Below are 17,917 nucleotides of genomic sequence, written 5' to 3' on the forward strand. Positions count from 1 at the left end.
TCGCGGGTGGGCGCGAACCCGAAGCTAAACCAGAGGACTCAGGGTACTCACATGCTAAAAGTTACAAAGGCGGTATTTCCGGTAGCAGGTCTCGGCACCCGGTTTCTCCCTGCCACGAAGGCAAGCCCGAAGGAGATGCTGCCGATCGTCGACAAGCCGCTGATCCAGTATGCAGTGGAAGAGGCGATGGCGGCCGGCATTACCGAAATGATCTTCGTCACGGGCCGCAGCAAGCGCGCGATCGAAGACCACTTCGATAAGTCATACGAAATCGAGGCGGAACTGGAAGCGCGCGGCAAGGACAAGCTGCTGGAACTGGTGCGCAGCATCAAGCCGAGCCATGTGGATTGCTTCTACGTGCGCCAGCCGGAAGCGCTCGGCCTCGGCCATGCGGTGATGTGCGCCGAAAAACTGGTGGGCGACAACCCGTTCGCCGTGATCCTCGCGGACGACCTGCTGTATGGCACGCCGCCCGTGATGACGCAGATGATCGAGGTGTTCGACCACTATCACAGCTCGGTGATCGGTGTCGAAGAGATCCCGGCCGCGGACACGAAGTCGTACGGCATCGTCGACGGCAAGGAGTGGGAAGACTCGATCATCAAGATGTCAGGCATCGTCGAAAAGCCGGAGCCGGAGGTGGCGCCGTCGAATCTCGGCGTGGTGGGCCGCTATGTGCTGAAGCCGCGGATCTTCGAACATCTGCGCGCGCTGAAGCCGGGCGCGGGTGGCGAATTGCAGCTGACGGACGCGATCCAGTCGCTGCTCGCCGACGAACAGGTGCTCGCGTACAAGTACCACGGCACGCGTTTCGACTGCGGCAGCAAGCTCGGCTACCTGAAGGCGACGGTGGAATTCGCGCTGCGCCACCCGGAAGTGGCCGCGGATTTCGAAGAGTATCTGCGTACGCGTTCGCCGGTGCTGGAAGGCTGAACGGCGACTCGCCGGGATGCGTGTCTGACCCCGGCACGAAGTAAAAAAGGCGCTGTGCCGCGCATTCGCGGGCACAGCGCCTTTTGATTTGGGCGCCAGACGGTTTTGGTTTTGCGCCACTCAGTGCTGTTGAGTCGGCGGCCGCATTAACGTCGGCGCATCAAGAACGTAAAAATCTTGTCTTGCGCCGAGCTTTCGACGATTTCATTGCCGGTTTGCTTCGCGAACGCGGCGAAATCGCGTTGCGAGCCCGGATCGGTGGCCAGCACCTTGAGAATCTGGCCGCTTTCCATGTCGGCGAGCGCCTTCTTGGCGCGCAAAATGGGCAGCGGGCACATCAGCCCGCGCGCATCGACTTCCTTGTGAATCTGAATTTGCATCGACGATGCCCCTCGGGATGAGGCGTCGCGCACGACGCCGGACAGAGGGTCAAATTCTACCGCAGGGATTGGTTGGCCGCTGGGCGTGACAGCAGGATGACGCAGCAGGATGACGGTTTTCGTTTTTGTGGTGCCGCGGTGGTGCCACGCGGCAAACATCACAGCACCACCGCCTCACCGCTTTGCAGCGACGCCCGCATCGCCATCCCGATCCGCGTAGCCTCGAGCGCATCGGCGAGCGTCGCGCCGCTCTGTCCTCCGCCCTGCACCGCCGCGACGAACGCACGCGCCTCATGCAGAAACGCATCCTCGAATCGATCGAAGAAACTCGGCGTGCACTCATTGCGAATCCCGCTCGCGTCATAAATCTCGACGCGATTTGCACGCGGGTTGTGCCCGATCGCCAACGCCCCGGCCGTGCCGATCACTTCGCTATGCGTATCGTTGCCGTGCGCTTGCGTGCGCGACGCGTAGAACATCGCGAGCTTGCCGTCCTCGAACTCGCAGATCGCCACGCCGTTATCCACGTCGCCGAATTCGCGCAAGCCTTCGTGCAACGCGACCGTGCCCGTCGCGAACACGCGTTTGGCGCGCGGTCTGCCGAGCAGCCAGCGGGCCACGTCGATATCGTGCACGGTGCAGTCGAGAAAGATGCCGCCGGAGGTCGCCGCGAAACGCACGAAGAAACCATCGGTGTCGTTCTTGTCGGTGGTCTGCGAGCGGACCAGGAAAGGCCGGCCAATCGCGCCCGCCTCGATCTTGTCGAACGCGTCCTTGTAGCTCGGATCGAAACGGCGCATGAAGCCGATGGTCGCCTGCAGATGCGGATAGCGCGCGGCTTCGGCCAGCACGCGTTCGCACTCGGCAAGATCCAGCGACAACGGTTTCTCGCAGAACACGTGTTTGCCGGCGCGCAGCGCATCGACGATCTGTTGCGCGTGCAACGACGAAGGCGTGACGAGCCACACCGCATCCACCTCGCGATCGGCGAGCAGGTCCGCGTAATCGGCGTAGAGACGCGGCTCGGGCAACGTGTCGCGCGCCCAGGCCCGTTCCTCTTCAACCGGACTGCACGCGGCCACGAGCGCTGCGCCCGGTACGCGATACGCCAGATTCTCCGCGTGGCGCTTGCCCAGACGCCCCAAACCGACCACGCCCAACCGAAGCCGTCCGCTAGCCGCCGTCATCACGACACCTCGCCGAGTTTCACCGCACGTCCTTCGCGCCACGAGCGCGTGGCGGCGTCGGCCAGTTCGAGCGCTTTCAGGCCGTCGGCGACGGTCGTGCGAACCGGCTTGCCGTGCGTAATCGCATCGAAGAAATGGGCGATTTCCAGTGCATACGCCGCGCGATAGCGTTCGAGGAAAAATGCTTCGGGCACGTCGCTCGACACCTCGGTTTTCGAATACGCGACGACTTCGGTGGGCCGCACATTGCCTGCCTGCAACATGCCCGCGCTGCCGAGCACTTCGAAGCGCTGATCGTAACCATACGCCGCGCGGCGCGCCGTATTGATCTGGCACAGGCGGCCACGCTTCGTGCGGATCGTCACCGCGGTCGAATCGATATCGCCCGCCTCGGCAATCGCCGGGTCGCTCAAACAACTGCCGGTGGCGTGCAGCGTGTCGGCTTCGTCGTCGAGAATCCAGCGGAAGATGTCGAAGTCGTGAATCAGCATGTCCTTGAAGATGCCGCCCGAATGCCTGATGTATTCGACCGGCGGCGCGCCCGGATCGCGGCTCGTCACCACCAGCATTTCCGGCGTGCCGATCTCGCCTGCGTCGACGCGCGCTTTCAATGCGGAGAACGTCGGATCGAAACGGCGCTGGAAACCGATCATGCACGCCACGCCCGCGCGCTCGACTGCTTCGGCGCACGCACGCGCGCGCTCCAACGTCAGGTCCACCGGTTTCTCGCAGAACACATGCTTCTTCTGCGCAGCGGATTGCATGATCAGATCCGCGTGCGTGTCCGTGCTCGAACAGATCACCGTTGCACCGATCGACGCATCGCCCATCGCGCCGTCGATATCCGCAACCTGCGCGCCATGTTCGGCGGCGAGCGCCGCAGCCGCCTCCCGATTCACGTCGACCACATACTTGAGCCGCACGCCCGGTTGCCGCGCAAGATTCGCCGCGTGAATCCTGCCGATGCGCCCCGCGCCGAACACCGCCACATCGATCGTCTTGCCGCCTGCCGTTTCAGTCATCGTATCCTCCAGTGTCTTTGGATTCTTCTACGTTCAATTCGAGCTTGTACGCGAGCGCAATGAACAACGCCTGGCACAAACAGATCGTGCTGGTCAGCGAGCGGAACGCAAACGCGCTGCCCTCTTTCACATACAGTTGGGTGGTTGCATAGCGCGCGAGCGGCGACAGCTGGCTATCGGTAATCACCAGCGTCTTCGCCTGATGATGGTGCGCCACGCGCAAGCAGTACTGTGTTTCCTTGCCATAAGGCGCGAAGCTGATCGCGATCACCACGTCGCCCTTCTTGACGCTGCGGATCTGCTCGCGATACATGCCGCCGAAACCCGACACCAGATGCACGCGCTTGGGCGTGTGCTGCAACGCGTAGACGATGTAGCTCGCCACCGGAAAAGAGCGCCGCACGCCGATCACGTAGATGTTCTCGGCCTGTTGCAGCATCTTCACCGCGGCGTCGAACTGCGTGTCGTCGAGACCGGCCTCGAGTTCTTCGAGACCGCCACGCGAAGCCGCGATGAATTCGCGCGCCACCGAGCCGCCGGACAACGCGCCGGGCTTCTCGTCGATCAGCTTGCGAATTCTCTGCTGATAACTCGGCGACGACGTGCCCTGCCCCGTATACGCCTGACGAAACACCGCCTGCAAATCGGAGAACCCGGAGAAACCGAAGCGTTGCGCGAAGCGCACCACCGCCGATGGATGCACGCCGCAGCTCGCGGCGATATCGCTGGTGCGATCCACCATCACGCTCGCGCGATGCTGCTCGATATACGTTGCGACGCTCTTCAACTGACGCGGCAACGCTTGGTAGTTTTCCGCGATGCGCTGCATCAATTCCTCGACGCTCGGCAATTCTTCGGTGCTCTCTTGCGCCATGGCTCTCTCTTCGTGGCTCTATTGCGGTGCCGCAGAGCCGTTGCAGGCCCGCCGCACGGCGTGTTGACGCTGCCGATTATAGGCAGGCGCCGCATCAAATGGAATGTATTTTCCATTTTTATTTGTCATGAAATTTTCATTGCAACACCTCGAAAGATGACCTAATCTTGGTCGTGAGCGATGGTGCTTCGGCGAACATGTGCCGGTACATGTGCAGATGGAAAGCCCGCCAGACGCTCCTTCAATAACGACAGACCGAGAAAGGTGGAGACAATGAGACTTTGCAATGGCAAGGCTACGCTCAGGATTCTGGTAACGGCATTGACGTTGGCGGCGGGATTCGGTGCGGCGTCGGCCGCTCGCGCGGCTGACGGCCACTTCGTGCTGGTCAGCCACGCGCCGGATTCGGATTCGTGGTGGAACACCATCAAGAACGCCATCAAACAGGCCGACGAAGACTTCAACGTCGAGACCGACTACCGCAATCCGCCGAACGGCGACATCGCCGACATGGCGCGCCTCGTCGAACAGGCCGCCGCGCGCAACTACGACGGCGTGGTCGTCTCGATCGCCGACTACGACGTGCTCAAGAGCTCGATCGCCAAGGTCACTCAGAAACACATCCCGGTCGTCACGATCAACTCCGGCACGGAAGAGCAAAGCGCGCAGCTCGGCGCAATCATGCACGTCGGCCAGCCTGAATACGCCGCGGGCAAAGCCGCCGGCGAAAAGGCGAAGGCCGCGGGCATCAAGTCGTTCCTGTGCGTCAACCATTACGCGACCAACCCGGCTTCGTTCGAACGCTGCCGCGGCTTTGCCGAAGCGATCGGCGTCGACTTCAAGACCTCCACGCTTGACGCCGGCCAGGATCCGACCGGCGTGCAATCCAAGGTGAGCGCGTACCTGCGCAATCACCCGAACACCCAGGCGGTACTCACCCTCGGCCCGCTGTCGGCGGCACCGACGATCAAGGCGCTGCAGCAGATGGGCCTCGCCGGCAAGGTCTGGTTCGCGACTTTCGACTTCGACAATGACATCGCCAAGGGCATCCAGGACGGCACGATCCAGTTCGCAATCGACCAGCAACCCTACCTGCAAGGCTATATCCCGGTCGCCGTGCTCGCCGTCGTGAAGAAGGAACACACCACGGATCCAGCGAAGATCCGCCAGATCCTGCAGGCGAATCCGAAGTTCCAGCAACGTCTCGCCACTTACGGCCTGGCGCCCGCTTATGGGCCGCGCAATATCGGCTCCGGCCCGGGCTTCATCACCAAGGCCAACATCGACAAGGTCGTGAAATACGCCGGGCAGTACCGCTGACGTATTGCGCAGGGAGGACGGACACGGGAGAACCGTTCCGGCAAGTATGAAGAAAGTGGATGCGGCCGGCCGCGCCGCTCCACGCCTGCATTCGCCATGTTTTACGTGCTTTTATAGGCATCAAGCGCCACGGTCCGTCATAGACAGCCACTCACCGGCGCATCAAGGAGAGCTTCAATGGGCGTAGCCAACCCCTTCCACATCCATTCGCGCAAGCAGCCCCCTTCCGAAACAGCTTCGACGTCGAGCGGTGCAGCCGCGGCGCCCGACGAGCGTGTCCGTGAGGAATCCTGGTTCAGGCATCTGCTGAACCGCCCGGAATTCGCAGCGCTCGCGGGCACGGTGATGGTGTTCCTCGTGTTCGGGTTTGCGGCCGGCAACTCCGGCATGTTCAACCTCGACGGCGTGATGAACTGGTCGCAGGTGGCCGCGTATCTCGGCCTGATTTCGGTGGGCGCGTGCCTGCTGATGATCGCCGGCGAATTCGATCTGTCGATCGGCTCGATGATCGGCTTTGCGGGCATGATGGTTGCGTTGCCCACGATGTACTTCCATTGGCCGATCGCGTTGTCGATCGTCTTTGCGTTCGCAGGTTCAATGCTGCTCGGCGCGCTCAACGGCTACCTCGTAATGCGCACGCGGCTGCCGTCGTTCATCGTCACACTGGCGTTTCTGTTCATTTTGCGCGGGCTCACGCTGGCGCTCTCGGTGATGTTCGCCGACCGCACGATCATCTCCGGCGTGGGCGACGTTGCCGCTCACGACTGGTTCGCTCATACGCTCTTCCAGGGCGTCGCGTTCAAGGGCCTGTTCGTCTGGCTCGGCCACATCGGTATCGTCAAGCTGCTCGACAACGGCAACCCGCTCGTGCCGGGCATTCCGAAAGTCCTGCTCTGGTGGTTCGCGCTGGCCGCGGTCTGCGCGTTCACGCTCGCCAAAACCCGCTTCGGCAACTGGATTTTCGCGGTCGGCGGCGACGCCAATGCGGCGAAGAACGTCGGCGTGCCGGTGCGGCGCGTGAAGATCTCGCTGTTCGTGCTGACCGCGTTCTGCGCGTGCCTGTTCGCCGTGCTGCAAGTGTGCGATATCGGCTCGGCCGCGGCCGACCGGGGGCTGCAAGCCGAATTCGAGGCCATCATTGCGGCAGTGATCGGCGGCACGCTGCTGACCGGCGGCTACGGCTCGGTGATCGGCGCCTGCTTCGGCGCGCTGATCTTCGGCGTCGTACAGATCGGCATTACCTACACGAACGTCGACTCCGACTGGTTCCGCGTGTTCCTCGGCGTGATGCTGCTGATCGCCGTGCTGTTCAATCACTATGTGCGCCGCCGCGTCGCGCAATCGTAACGAGGAGACGAACATGTCCGATACGAATACCGTGAGCACGGCGAGCACTGCGAACACCGCTAGCGCGCCGCAGGAGGACGTGATCCTCGCGCTCGAAAACGTCAGCAAGTACTTCGGCAAGGTGATCGCCCTGAGCGGCGTGACCTTGCGCCTGAAACGCGGCGAAGTGCATTGCCTGCTCGGCGACAACGGCGCGGGTAAATCGACGCTGATCAAGACGCTCGCCGGCGTGCATCAGCCCTCTTCCGGTCAATATCTGGTCGACGGCAAGCCCGTGTCGTTCGAGTCGCCGAAAGACGCGCTCGATCTCGGCATCGCCACCGTCTACCAGGATCTTGCGCTGGTGCCGTTGCTATCCGTGGCGCGCAATTTCTTCATGGGACGCGAGCCGCAGAAAAAGCTGTTCGGTTTCCTGAGCGTGATGGACCTCGAAACCAGCGCCACCACCGCACGCGACAAGCTCGCCGAAATGGGCATCAACGTGCGCGACCCGCATCAGCCGGTCGGCACGATGTCCGGCGGCGAGAAGCAATGTCTCGCGATCGCGCGGGCGATTCACTTCGGCGCGCGCGTGCTGATTCTCGACGAGCCGACCGCCGCGCTCGGCGTCAAGCAGAGCTTCAACGTGCTGAAGCTGATCCATACGGCGCGTGCGAAAGGCATCTCGGTGATTTTCATCACGCACAACGTGCACCACGCGTATCCGATCGGCGATTCGTTCACGCTGCTCAATCGCGGCAAATCGCTCGGCACCTTCACGAAGGACACCATCAGCAAGGACGAAGTGCTCGACATGATGGCCGGCGGCGCCGAGATGCAGAAGATGATCGGCGAACTCGACGGCGCAACGATCTGATTCATTTGCGCGTGTTGCGGGCGCTTGCCGCGCCTGCTGCCGCGCCCAGCTATTCAGGAACATTCATGGCTCATTCCAGCACCTCCAGCACGGCCGGTTCAGGCAAGGCCGGTTCAGGCGCGGCCGGCGCCAGCCGCTTCGCGCCGGGCCGCAGCCGCGACATCGTCTGCCTCGGCCGGCTCGCCGTCGATCTGTACGCGCAGCAAGTGGGCGCACGTCTCGAAGACGTGTCGAGCTTCGCGAAGTACCTCGGCGGTTCGTCGGCGAATATCGCGTTCGGCTGCGCGCGGCTCGGCCTCGCGTCGGCGATGCTGACGCGCGTCGGCAACGATCACATGGGCCGCTTTCTCACCGAGACGCTCACCAGGGAAGGTTGCGACGTCAGTCACGTGCGCATCGATCAGGAGCGTCTGACCGCTTTGGTGCTGCTCGGCCTGAAAGACCGCGATACGTTCCCGCTGATCTTCTATCGCGAGAACTGTGCGGACATGGCCGTCGATGAAGCGGATTTCGACGAGACGTTCATCGCGTCGTCGAAAGCGCTGTTGATCACCGGCACGCATTTCTCCACCGAACGGGTGAACCGCACGAGTCGTCGCGCGCTGGACTACGCGCGACGCAACCAGGTGCGCACCGTGCTCGATATCGATTACCGTCCGGTGTTGTGGGGCCTCACGGGCAAAGCGGACGGCGAAACCCGCTTTGTCGCCGACGAAGGCGTGACCGCGCATTTGCAGCGCATTCTGCCGCTCTTCGATCTGGTGATCGGCACCGAGGAGGAATTCCGCATCGCCGGCGGCAAGACCGAGCTGATCGAAGCGCTCGCGATGGTGCGCGCCGTGACGCCGGCCACGCTGGTCGTGAAGCGCGGACCGTTGGGCTGCCAGATCATCGACGGCAGCGTGCCCGCAACGCTCGACGACGCGCCGATTCACGGCGGCGTGGAAGTGGAAGTGCTGAACGTGCTCGGCGCGGGCGATGCGTTTGCGTCAGGCTTTCTCTCCGGATGGTTGCGCGATCAACCACTCGACGCATGTGCGCGTGCAGCGAACGCGAGCGGCGCACTGGTCGTGTCGCGTCACGGCTGCGCCCCGGCGATGCCGACGCCCGCCGAGCTCGATTACTTCCTGCGCGAAGCGAAAGCCGATCCGCAGCGCATGCGCCGTCCGGATCGCGACGCGACGCTCGCGCGCCTGCATCGCGTCTCCCCTGCCCGCAAGCAATGGGACGAAGTGCTCGGCTTCGCGTTCGATCACCGCAACCAGTTCTTCGAACTCGCGCAGCAGACCGGCGCTGACGAAGCGCGTATCGCGCAACTGAAGGGACTGTTCGTCGAAGCCGTCGCGCAAACCGAAAGCGCACTAGGTTTGCAAGGCCGCATCGGCGTGTTGATCGATGACCGCTACGGCCAGGATGCCTTGAACGCTGCGACAGGCCGCGGCTGGTGGATCGGCCGCCCGGTCGAATTGCCCGGCTCCGTGCCGCTGGTGTTCGATCACGGCCGCTCGATCGGCACCTCGTTGATCGCGTGGCCGCAGGAGCACATCGCCAAGTGCCTCGTGCAATACCATCCGGACGAACCCGTCGAACAGCGTCTCGAGCAGGAAGCGCAACTGCGCGCACTCTACGACGCCACGCAAGCGAGCGGCCATGAATTGCTGCTCGAAGTGATTCCGCCGAAGCACGCGCATCTGCCGCAAACGCCGGACATCGTCTATCGCGCGTTGAAGCGGCTCTACAACATCGGGATCTATCCGGAGTGGTGGAAGCTCGAACCGATGGACGCCGTGCAATGGCAAGCTGTCGATGCGCTGATCGCCGAACGCGATCCGTATTGCCGGGGCGTGGTGCTGCTTGGTCTGTCGGCGGCCGTCGAGCAGCTGAACGAGGGCTTCCGCGCGGCGGCTCAATCGGCGACGTGCCGCGGCTTTACGGTCGGCCGCACGATCTTCCACGAACCGAGCCATGCGTGGCTGGCCGGCGAGATCGGCGACGACGAATTGATCGCGCGCGTGCGCCGCACGTTCGAAACGCTGATCGCGTCGTGGCGCGCGACCCGCGGCACGGCGGCCACACCGCATAGCGCATCGAGCCACCTTCATCAGGAGCAGGCGGCATGAACCAACGCGTGTTGCATCACGATGCGGCGTCCGCCAACGACGCCGTCCAGACGCGCGCGCCGTTGGGCGGAACGGTCCGTCTGACGACCGCGCAGGCGCTCGTTCGCTATCTCGCCGCGCTTCGCGTCGCGACCGAAGACGGCAGCGGCACCGAGCCGCTCTTTGGCGGCGTATTCGCGATCTTCGGCCACGGCAATGTGGCCGGCATCGGCGAAGCCTTGTATCAGCATCGCGACGAACTGCCCACGCTGCGCGCCCACAACGAACAGGCGATGGCGCATAGCGCGATCGCCTATGCGAAAGCGCATTTCAGGCGCCGCATGATGGCGGTCACGACGTCGATCGGACCGGGCGCGACGAATCTGGTGACAGCAGCGGCGCTCGCGCATGTGAATCGTCTGCCCGTATTGCTGTTGCCCGGCGACGTGTTCATTTCGCGCGCGCCCGATCCGGTGTTGCAGCAAGTCGAGGATTTCCACGACGGCGGCATCTCCGCCAACGATGCGTTCAAACCGGTGTCGCGCTACTTCGACCGCATCGTGCATCCCGCGCAGTTGCTCAACGCGTTACCGCGCGCCGTGCGTGTATTGACCGACGCCGCGTTATGCGGCCCCGTCACGCTCGCGTTGCCGCAAGACGTGCAGGCGCAGGCATGGGACTTCCCGGCGGATTTCTTTGCGCCGCGCGTCGTCACGTTTCATGCCCCCGCGCCGCGCGCCGAAGATATCGAAGCGGCTCTCACGCGTCTGCAGCACGCCAGGCGGCCGTTGATCGTCGCGGGCGGCGGCGTTCTGTATGGCCGCGCGACCGATGCGCTGCACCGCTTCGCCGGCGCGCACGGCATTCCGGTAGCGGAGACGCAGGCCGGCAAAGGCTCGCTCGCGTGGAACGATCCGCTGAACGCCGGCGCGTTGGGCGTGACCGGCTCGCCCGCCGCGAACGCGCTCGCGCACGACGCCGATTGTGTGCTCGCGATCGGCACACGTTTGCAGGACTTCACCACCGGCTCGAACACACTGTTCACGCAGGCCGACGTGATCGGCATCAACGCCAATCCATTCGACGGCCTCAAGCATCGCGCGCTGGCGGTCGAAGCCGACGCGCGTCTCGCGCTGGATGCGCTCGCCGCGCATCTGCAAGGCTGGCACGCGGATCGCGCATGGACCGCGCGCGCGCACAAACTCGCGGCGGGCTGGCGCGACACGGTGAGCACGCTCACGCATGCGCCGCAACGCGACACCGTGCTGCCCTACGAAGGCGATGTGATCGGCGCGGTGCAGCGTTCGAGCGCGCAGTCCGCCGTCGACGACATCGTCGTGTGCGCTGCGGGAACCTTGCCCGCCGAGTTGCACAAGCTGTGGCGGGCCGGCAAGCCCGGCGCGTATCACGTCGAGTATGGCTACTCGTGCATGGGCTACGAGATCGCCGGCGGCCTCGGCGTGAAGCTCGCCCGGCCCGCGCGTGAAGTGATTGTGATGCTCGGCGACGGCAGCTATCTGATGATGAACAGCGAGATCGCGACCTCGGTGATGCTCGGCGCGAAGCTGATCGTCGTGGTGCTCGACAATCGCGGCTACGGCTGTATCAACCGCTTGCAGCAGGCGTGCGGCGGCGCGCCGTTCAACAACCTGCTCGACGATTGCATGCAAGGCCCGCTTGGCGCGCCCAGCATCGACTTCGCCGCACATGCGCGTTCGCTCGGTGCGCACGCCGAGCACGTCGCGAATGTCGCCGAACTCGAAAGCGCGCTGCAACGCGCGCGCGCCGCCGACCGCACGTACGTCATCAGCATCGACACCGACCCCGCCCGGACCACCGACGACGGCGGCTGGTGGTGGGAAGTCGCTGTACCCGAAGTGTCGCCGCGCGACGCCGTGCGCGCCGCGCGTGCGAAATACGACGCGCAACTCGCCGCGCGCGCCGAGCCGGCCGGCTCCACCGACCACGAATGAGGACGCCCGCATGACTGCTTTCGACGTACGTATCGGCATCAACCCGCTGTCGTGGATGAACGACGATCTGCCGTCGCTCGGCGGAGAAACGCCGCTCGAAGTCGCGCTCACCGAAGGACGCACGATCGGCTATCAGGGCTTCGAACTCGGCAACAAGTTTCCGCGTGAACCGCGGGCATTGAAGACGCTGCTTGCGCAATACGACCTGGCTCTGGTGTCCGGGTGGTACTCGGGACGACTCGCGGGACGGCTCGCGCGACGCAGCGTCGCAGAGGAAATCGCCGCGGTCGGCCCGCATCTCGAACTGCTCGCGCAGAATGGCGCGACGGTGATGGTATACGGCGAAGTCGCCGATTCGATCCAGGGCGCGCCGCAACCGCTGTATCAACGGCCGCGTTTTTTCAGCGACGCACAGTGGGACGCCTACGCCGCCCGCGTCGATGAATTCGCGCGCTATACGCTGAGCCGCGGCGTGCGGCTCGCCTATCATCATCACATGGGCGCGTACGTCGAGACGCCGGCCGACGTCGATCAACTGATGTCGCGCACGAGCGACGCAGTCGGCCTGCTGTTCGACGCCGGGCACATCACGTTTGCCGGAGGCGATCCGTTGACGGTACTCGACAAGCACATCGCGCGCGTGTGTCACGTGCACTGCAAGGACGTGCGTCCGGCGGTGATGAAGCTGGCGCGCAATCGCAACTGGAGCTTTCTCGATGCGGTGATCAACGGTGCGTTCACCGTCCCGGGCGATGGCGCAGTGAATTTTCCGGCGATCATCGACCGGTTGAAGCGGCATGGTTACCGTGGCTGGCTGGTGGTCGAGGCCGAACAGGATCCGGTGATCGCGCCGTCGTTTGACTATGCGCAGAAGGGATATCGGACCTTGCGAGCGTTGGTCGATGCACCGCTCGACACCGGTGGCGCGACTGAGCAGGAGGCAGCATGAGTTTATTGGTGAAGGCGCAGCGCGAGGGCCAGACGATCGCGCGGGTGACACCCGAGTCGGCGTGTTGGCGGTACGTGGGGTTTGCCGCGTATCGACTGGGTGCGAATGAGGTGGTGCATGTGCTCGAGCCGTCGCGGGAGGTTTGTATCGTGGTGCTGACGGGCACCGTGGATGTCGAGACCGCTGACGCCACCTGGAGTTCGCTGGGCTCACGCGACAGCGTATTCGAGGATGCCGCGCCGTATGCCTTGTATTTGCCGCCGGGCGTGCGGGCGACGGTGCGGGCTTGCCGCGATGCCGAGATTGGCGTGGCCAGCGCGCCGGCTAAAGGCGTCTATCCGGCGAGGCTGATTGAGCCTGCTTCGATGAAGCGCTCGACACGCGGGAAGGGATTCAATACGCGATACGTATGCGATATTCTTCCGCAGACCGAGCCTGCGGAGTCTTTGCTGGTTGTCGAGGTTCGGACGCCCGGCGGGCATGCTTCGAGCTATCCGCCGCATAAGCACGATACCGATAATGTGCCGCATGAGAGTTCGCTCGAGGAGACTTATTATCATCGGCTCGATCCGCCGCAAGGGTTTGCCTTTCAGCGTGTTTATACCGATTTGAGGGACATCGACGAGTCCATGGCTGTTGAGGATCACGACGTCGTGATGGTGCCGCGTGGATATCATCCGGTGGTTGTACCGTACGGGTATGAATCTTATTACTTGAACGTCATGGCCGGCGGGCAGAGGGTTTGGCATTTCCGGAACGATCCGGCGCATGAGTGGATTATCAATAAGGATAGTTGACCGTTCAGCGGTCAACCCACGCCGAGCCATTCCTGCATCACATCGGGCCGCTTCAGAAACGACGCGAGCGCGCCGTCGAAGACGATCTCGCCATGCCCCATCACCGCGACCCGGCTTGCGATGTCTTGCGCGATCACAAGGCGCTGTTCGATCAGCAGCATCGCCACGCCACGATCGCGCAGCATCCGCAGACACTGCGCAACCTGCCCCATCACCAGGCTCGCGAGGCCCTCGCCGGGTTCGTCGATCACCAGCAGATCGGGGTCTCCGAGCAGCGCGCGGGCGAGCGTCAGCATCTGCTGCTCGCCGCCCGACAACGCGCCGGCCCGCGTGCGTTTTCGTTCGCGCAGGACGGGGAATAGCTTGTACGCGTCGTCGAAGGCGAAACGCGGCGTGCGGCCCCGGTCACGCGGCGCAACACCGAGTTGCAGATTCTCGTGGACGCTCAGCGCCGGAAACACGTCGCGATGCTCGGGGACATAGCCGAGCCCCAGACGGGCGATTTCGAACGTGCGCAGCCCGCCGAGCGAATGGCCGGCAAAGCGCAACTCGCCCTCGCTGCGCACGAGGCCCATGATGGCGCGCGCCAGCGTCGAACGGCCGGAGCCGTTGCGCCCGACCAGCGCGAGCACTTCGCCCGCGTCGAGCCGCAGCGTGACGCCATGCAACGCCTGGCTCGCGCCGTACCAGGCATTCAGTCCCGCTATGTCGAGCAAGGCCGTCATGCGCTGAAACCGTCGCCGAGGTAAGCAGCCCGCACCGCCGCATCCGCGCGAATCGCCGCCGGCGTGCCGGTCGCGATCACGCGGCCCCGCACCAGCACGGAGATGCGATCGGCGAGACCGAACACGGCGTCCATATCGTGCTCGACCATCAGCAGCGTGCGGCCGGCGGTCGTCTCGCGAATCAGTTCGATCGCGCGCGCCGCTTCGGCGCGGTTCATGCCGGCGGTCGGTTCGTCGAGCAGCAAGGTGTGCGCGCCGCCCGCGAGCGCAAGGCCTAAGTCGAGCGCGCGCTGCTCCGCATAGCTGAGCGTGCCGGCTTGCATGTGCCGGCGTCCGCTCAGCCCTACCGACTCGAGCACCTGTTCGGCGCGCGCGTCGACCGTGCGCGAACCGCTGACGCGCTGCCACCAGCGCGTGCGATCGCGCTCGGCAAGCTGCGCGGCACAGCGCAAATTGTCGAACACGCTCAGCCGCGCGAACACACTGCTGGTCTGGAAGCTGCGCGCGAGGCCACGGCGCGTGATCGCGGCCGGCGCGAGCCGCGTGATCTCCGCGCCGAACAGATCGATGCGCCCGGCGTTCGGCCGCGCGCCGCCGGCAATCAGGTTGAAGAGGGTCGACTTGCCGGCGCCGTTCGGGCCGATCAATGCGTGACGCTCGCCGGGTTCGATGAAGAGATCGACGCCGCGCAGAATCTGCGTCGCGCCGAAGCGTTTCTCGATGCCGTAGAGCGCGAGGGCCGGGATCATCGCGCGCCTCCGCTTGCCGGCGTACGACGCAAGATAACGGCAAGGCGTGCTCGCGCGCGAGCCGCGTAATGCGCCGCAAGCGCGCCGAACGCGCTCAGCATGCAAACCGCCGCCCCCAGCCACAGATGCGATGAAGCCGTTAGTATCGGCATACCGATAACGTTGAACGACGCGCCGTCGTCCGCGCCGAATTGAGCGGCGTAGGCCCACTGCACCGCGAGTACGACGGCCAGCGTCCACAGCAGCGCGGCGGCGGTACCCAATAGATAAGCCTTGCTGCACACGCGCCAGCCGTATTCCGCGACGCGGGCCGTGTGCCGCTGCACGAAGCCCGCGAGACCTTCGGGCGCGGCCACCACGACCACGATAAAGAACAGCCCCAGATAAAACAGCCACGCCCGCGTGACGCTCGCCACCGCGACGCTGAAAAAGGTCAGGACGACAGCGCCCGCCACCGGTCCGAAAAATGCCGCCGTGCCGCCGATCACCGTTGCGATCAGCACCGCGCCCGAGCGCATCATGCCGACGCTTTCGGTCGACACCAGTTCGACGTTGATCAACCCCAAGGTCCCCGCCATGCCGGCAAAAAACGCCGACGCCACCACCACGCCATAGCGGATGCGGCGCGGATAACAGCCGATCGCCGCGGCGCGCGCCGGGTTGTCGCGCACGGCGTTGGCGAGGCGCATGAAAGGCGTGCGCGACAGTGCAAACATTGCAGCGGTCGCCAGCACGCACCACAGCGCGATCAGCGCATAGGCCTGCGATGCCGGGCCGAAGCTCCAGCTGCCGAGCAACGGCCCGCTCGCGCGATCGATCGGCACGCCGGCCACGCCGCCGAACCAGTCGGGCAAGGTCCACGCGGCCGCCGCGACGAGTTCGCCGATGCCGAGCGTAATCATCGCGAACGCGGTGCCGGCGCGCCGCGTCGACACGAAACCGAGCAGCGCTCCGCACAGCGCGCCGCCGATGCCGCCTATCAACGGCAACAGCACCAGCGGCACGCCGATGCCGTTGAACACCTGCGCGGCAATCAACGCGCCCAATCCGGCATAGGCGGCATGCCCGAACGACAGCAGTCCCGTTTCGCCGAGCAGCAAGTTGTACGACAGCGCGAAGACGATCATCGTCGCGGTCTGCGCGAGATAGGCGAGCAGCCAGCTTTGCGGCCATATGCATGGCGGCACCGCGAGGAACGCGCCGAGCGCGAGCCACGGCGCGAACAGGCGCCACCTCGAACGCGGCCGGGCCACGGGCGATTCAGCCGGATCATGCAGTTCAGGCGGTTCGTGTAGTTCACGCATGGTCGTCACGCCGGCCGAAGAGTCCGCGCGGGCGCAGCGCCAGCATCGCGATGAGCAGCAGATAGGGAATCAGCGGCGCGAGTTGCGCGAGCGTCAGCGCGTCCCATTCGGACGGCAGCGATTCCCCGAACACGGACATGACGTCGCCCAGCGAGACGTCGCTCGCCACCGCGAGGGTCTGCACGCAGCCGACCATCAACGAGGCCGCCAGCGCCCCGCTCAACGAGCCGAGCCCGCCGATCACGACCACCACGAAGACGATCGACCCGACCGACTCCGCCATCGCCGGTTCGATCACGAAGAGCGGCGCGCCGATCACGCCGGCCAAGGCGGCGAGCGCCGTGCCCGCCGCGAACACGCCGGTGAATACGCGCGGCACGTTGTGACCGAGCGCTTCGACGGCGCTCGCGTGCGTGAGCGCCGCGCGCACGATCAAACCGGCTTTCGACACGCGCAGCACCGCGTACAGCACCGCGAGCATCGCCAGCGACACCGCCATCATGAACGCCCGATAGCGCGCGAAGGCCGCGCCGTAGACGGTGAACAACGGACCTTCGAGCGCGGCCGGGACCGTCGCGCTCAGGGCGCTCAAGCCCCAGCCGAGCTTGACCGCTTCGCCGAGCAGATAGGCCGCGCCGAAGGTGAGCAGCAACTCGGCAAGATGACCGTGCGGACGCACGCGGCGCAGCAGCCCGCGCTCCAGCGCCGCGCCGATCGTCCCGACGATCAGCGGCGCGATCACCAGCGCCGCCCAGAATCCCGCATGCGCCGCCACCGAAAACCCGACGTACGCCCCGAGCATATAGAAGCTCGCGTGCGCGAAGTTCAGCACGCCGAGCATGCTGAAAATCAGCGTCAGGCCCGCCGACAGCATGAACAGAAGCAGCCCGTAACTGACGCCGTTCAGCAGATTGATGACGAACGACTGCACGCGCCTATTCCGCTTGCGCCGCGACCGTCAGCGGTTCGAGCGCGGCGCGCAATGGCGCCGGCAGCGTCACCGGACGACGCGTCACGCGATCCACGTAGACGTGCACGAAATGACCTTGTGCGGCGGGCTGATGGTCGTCTTCCCTGAAAAGCCCCACTTCGTAACGCACGCTCGAGGTGCCGAGCCGCGCCACCCGCAAGCCCGCGTCGACCCGGTCGGGAAACACCAGCGGCGCGAAGTAGTTGCAATGCGTCTCGACCACCAGGCCGATCGTCGCGCCGTGCTCGAAGTCGAGCACGCCCGCGCGGATCAGATACTCGTTCACCACCGTATCGAAGTAGCTGTAGTAGACGACGTTGTTCACGTGGCCGTAGACGTCGTTGTCCATCCAGCGCGTCGTGATCGGCAGAAAGTGCGGGTACGCCGCGCGCGCGGCCGGTGCGGGTTTATTCATCGTGACGGTTCTTGGTC

17 protein-coding genes are annotated in these 17,917 nt (G+C 64.8%); 8 read left to right on the forward strand and 9 right to left on the reverse strand.

All coding sequences use genetic code 11. The annotated features are described in order from the left end of the window. Positions 1–51: 51 nt before the first annotated feature. Positions 52–933: a UTP--glucose-1-phosphate uridylyltransferase GalU gene (galU, locus tag AC07WT_RS15170; RefSeq protein WP_494947615.1), complete on the forward strand. Its 882-nt coding sequence runs from the start codon at positions 52–54 to the stop codon at positions 931–933. 146 nt (positions 934–1,079) lie between these two features. Here galU and AC07WT_RS15175 read toward each other — a convergent pair whose 3' ends face one another. The 4 genes from AC07WT_RS15175 to AC07WT_RS15190 form a co-directional block, all read right to left on the reverse strand. Next, entirely contained in the window at positions 1,080–1,307 is a 228-nt protein-coding gene (locus tag AC07WT_RS15175; RefSeq protein WP_115102597.1) for a sulfurtransferase TusA family protein, read from the reverse strand. Positions 1,308–1,471: 164 nt separating this feature from the next. Next, on the reverse strand, positions 1,472–2,500 hold the full coding sequence (locus tag AC07WT_RS15180) for a Gfo/Idh/MocA family oxidoreductase (protein WP_494947616.1): 1,029 nt from the start codon (positions 2,498–2,500) through the stop codon (positions 1,472–1,474). Further along, positions 2,500–3,522: an inositol 2-dehydrogenase gene (gene iolG, locus AC07WT_RS15185; RefSeq protein ID WP_494947617.1), complete on the reverse strand. Its 1,023-nt coding sequence runs from the start codon at positions 3,520–3,522 to the stop codon at positions 2,500–2,502. The genes AC07WT_RS15180 and iolG overlap by 1 nt, the downstream gene beginning before the upstream one ends. Next, positions 3,515–4,396, reverse strand: a complete 882-nt coding sequence (locus AC07WT_RS15190; RefSeq protein WP_492590840.1) for a MurR/RpiR family transcriptional regulator — start codon at positions 4,394–4,396, stop codon at positions 3,515–3,517. Before AC07WT_RS15190 ends, iolG begins: the two co-directional genes overlap by 8 nt. Before the next feature lie 273 nt (positions 4,397–4,669). On the opposite strand from AC07WT_RS15190, the gene AC07WT_RS15195 reads away from it, so the two are divergent. The 7 genes from AC07WT_RS15195 (at position 4,670) to iolB (ending at position 13,737) form a co-directional block, all read left to right on the forward strand. After that, positions 4,670–5,716: a sugar ABC transporter substrate-binding protein gene (locus AC07WT_RS15195; RefSeq protein WP_494947618.1), complete on the forward strand. Its 1,047-nt coding sequence runs from the start codon at positions 4,670–4,672 to the stop codon at positions 5,714–5,716. Positions 5,717–5,893: 177 nt separating this feature from the next. Next, a complete protein-coding gene (locus tag AC07WT_RS15200) occupies positions 5,894–7,063 on the forward strand; it encodes an ABC transporter permease (protein WP_492590842.1) in 1,170 nt (389 codons plus the stop codon). A 13-nt stretch (positions 7,064–7,076) separates the two neighbouring features. Further along, on the forward strand, positions 7,077–7,919 hold the full coding sequence (locus tag AC07WT_RS15205) for an ATP-binding cassette domain-containing protein (RefSeq protein WP_494947619.1): 843 nt from the start codon (positions 7,077–7,079) through the stop codon (positions 7,917–7,919). A 65-nt stretch (positions 7,920–7,984) separates the two neighbouring features. Next, positions 7,985–10,039 (forward strand): bifunctional 5-dehydro-2-deoxygluconokinase/5-dehydro-2-deoxyphosphogluconate aldolase, encoded by a 2,055-nt coding sequence (locus AC07WT_RS15210; protein WP_494947620.1) that lies wholly within the window; start codon positions 7,985–7,987, stop codon positions 10,037–10,039. Next, complete coding sequence (gene iolD, locus AC07WT_RS15215; protein WP_494947621.1) at positions 10,036–11,991, forward strand: 3D-(3,5/4)-trihydroxycyclohexane-1,2-dione acylhydrolase (decyclizing); 1,956 nt, start codon at positions 10,036–10,038, stop codon at positions 11,989–11,991. The genes AC07WT_RS15210 and iolD overlap by 4 nt, the downstream gene beginning before the upstream one ends. A gap of 10 nt (positions 11,992–12,001) precedes the next feature. Next, positions 12,002–12,940, forward strand: a complete 939-nt coding sequence (iolE, locus tag AC07WT_RS15220) for a myo-inosose-2 dehydratase (RefSeq protein ID WP_494947622.1) — start codon at positions 12,002–12,004, stop codon at positions 12,938–12,940. After that, positions 12,937–13,737, forward strand: coding sequence for a 5-deoxy-glucuronate isomerase (gene iolB, locus AC07WT_RS15225; RefSeq protein ID WP_494947623.1), 801 nt, complete (start codon positions 12,937–12,939; stop codon positions 13,735–13,737). Before iolE ends, iolB begins: the two co-directional genes overlap by 4 nt. An 11-nt stretch (positions 13,738–13,748) precedes the next feature. On the opposite strand, the gene AC07WT_RS15230 is transcribed toward iolB, so the two are convergent. The 5 genes from AC07WT_RS15230 to AC07WT_RS15250 are packed head-to-tail and all read right to left on the reverse strand — an operon-like array spanning position 13,749 to position 17,900. Next, positions 13,749–14,462 carry an ABC transporter ATP-binding protein gene (locus AC07WT_RS15230; protein ID WP_494947624.1) on the reverse strand — a complete coding sequence of 238 codons (714 nt, stop codon included), beginning with the start codon at positions 14,460–14,462 and terminating at the stop codon, positions 13,749–13,751. After that, positions 14,459–15,211, reverse strand: a complete 753-nt coding sequence (locus AC07WT_RS15235; protein WP_492590849.1) for an ABC transporter ATP-binding protein — start codon at positions 15,209–15,211, stop codon at positions 14,459–14,461. Before AC07WT_RS15235 ends, AC07WT_RS15230 begins: the two co-directional genes overlap by 4 nt. Continuing rightward, the gene (locus AC07WT_RS15240; RefSeq protein ID WP_494947625.1) at positions 15,208–16,515 is read right to left on the reverse strand and encodes a branched-chain amino acid ABC transporter permease; all 1,308 of its coding nucleotides are present in this window, start codon (positions 16,513–16,515) and stop codon (positions 15,208–15,210) included. Before AC07WT_RS15240 ends, AC07WT_RS15235 begins: the two co-directional genes overlap by 4 nt. Continuing rightward, a complete protein-coding gene (locus tag AC07WT_RS15245; RefSeq protein ID WP_494947626.1) occupies positions 16,508–17,446 on the reverse strand; it encodes a branched-chain amino acid ABC transporter permease in 939 nt (312 codons plus the stop codon). The genes AC07WT_RS15240 and AC07WT_RS15245 overlap by 8 nt, the downstream gene beginning before the upstream one ends. A 4-nt stretch (positions 17,447–17,450) precedes the next feature. Next, the gene (locus AC07WT_RS15250; RefSeq protein ID WP_494947627.1) at positions 17,451–17,900 is read right to left on the reverse strand and encodes an acyl-CoA thioesterase; all 450 of its coding nucleotides are present in this window, start codon (positions 17,898–17,900) and stop codon (positions 17,451–17,453) included. Between the last annotated feature and the right edge of the window lie 17 nt (positions 17,901–17,917).

The sequence above is a fragment of the Paraburkholderia sp. GW821-FHT02A12 genome (assembly GCF_059422005.1).

Coding starts and splice junctions, on each gene's coding strand:
- AC07WT_RS15205 (WP_494947619.1), top strand. CDS start 7,077: ATGTCCGATACGAATACCGTGAGCACGGCGAGCACTGCGAACACCGCT.
- AC07WT_RS15250 (WP_494947627.1), bottom strand. CDS start 17,900: ATGAATAAACCCGCACCGGCCGCGCGCGCGGCGTACCCGCACTTTCTG.
- galU (WP_494947615.1), top strand. CDS start 52: ATGCTAAAAGTTACAAAGGCGGTATTTCCGGTAGCAGGTCTCGGCACC.
- AC07WT_RS15235 (WP_492590849.1), bottom strand. CDS start 15,211: ATGATCCCGGCCCTCGCGCTCTACGGCATCGAGAAACGCTTCGGCGCG.
- iolG (WP_494947617.1), bottom strand. CDS start 3,522: ATGACTGAAACGGCAGGCGGCAAGACGATCGATGTGGCGGTGTTCGGC.
- AC07WT_RS15200 (WP_492590842.1), top strand. CDS start 5,894: ATGGGCGTAGCCAACCCCTTCCACATCCATTCGCGCAAGCAGCCCCCT.
- AC07WT_RS15240 (WP_494947625.1), bottom strand. CDS start 16,515: ATGCGTGAACTACACGAACCGCCTGAACTGCATGATCCGGCTGAATCG.
- iolD (WP_494947621.1), top strand. CDS start 10,036: ATGAACCAACGCGTGTTGCATCACGATGCGGCGTCCGCCAACGACGCC.
- AC07WT_RS15210 (WP_494947620.1), top strand. CDS start 7,985: ATGGCTCATTCCAGCACCTCCAGCACGGCCGGTTCAGGCAAGGCCGGT.
- AC07WT_RS15190 (WP_492590840.1), bottom strand. CDS start 4,396: ATGGCGCAAGAGAGCACCGAAGAATTGCCGAGCGTCGAGGAATTGATG.
- iolE (WP_494947622.1), top strand. CDS start 12,002: ATGACTGCTTTCGACGTACGTATCGGCATCAACCCGCTGTCGTGGATG.
- iolB (WP_494947623.1), top strand. CDS start 12,937: ATGAGTTTATTGGTGAAGGCGCAGCGCGAGGGCCAGACGATCGCGCGG.
- AC07WT_RS15195 (WP_494947618.1), top strand. CDS start 4,670: ATGAGACTTTGCAATGGCAAGGCTACGCTCAGGATTCTGGTAACGGCA.
- AC07WT_RS15180 (WP_494947616.1), bottom strand. CDS start 2,500: ATGACGGCGGCTAGCGGACGGCTTCGGTTGGGCGTGGTCGGTTTGGGG.
- AC07WT_RS15230 (WP_494947624.1), bottom strand. CDS start 14,462: ATGACGGCCTTGCTCGACATAGCGGGACTGAATGCCTGGTACGGCGCG.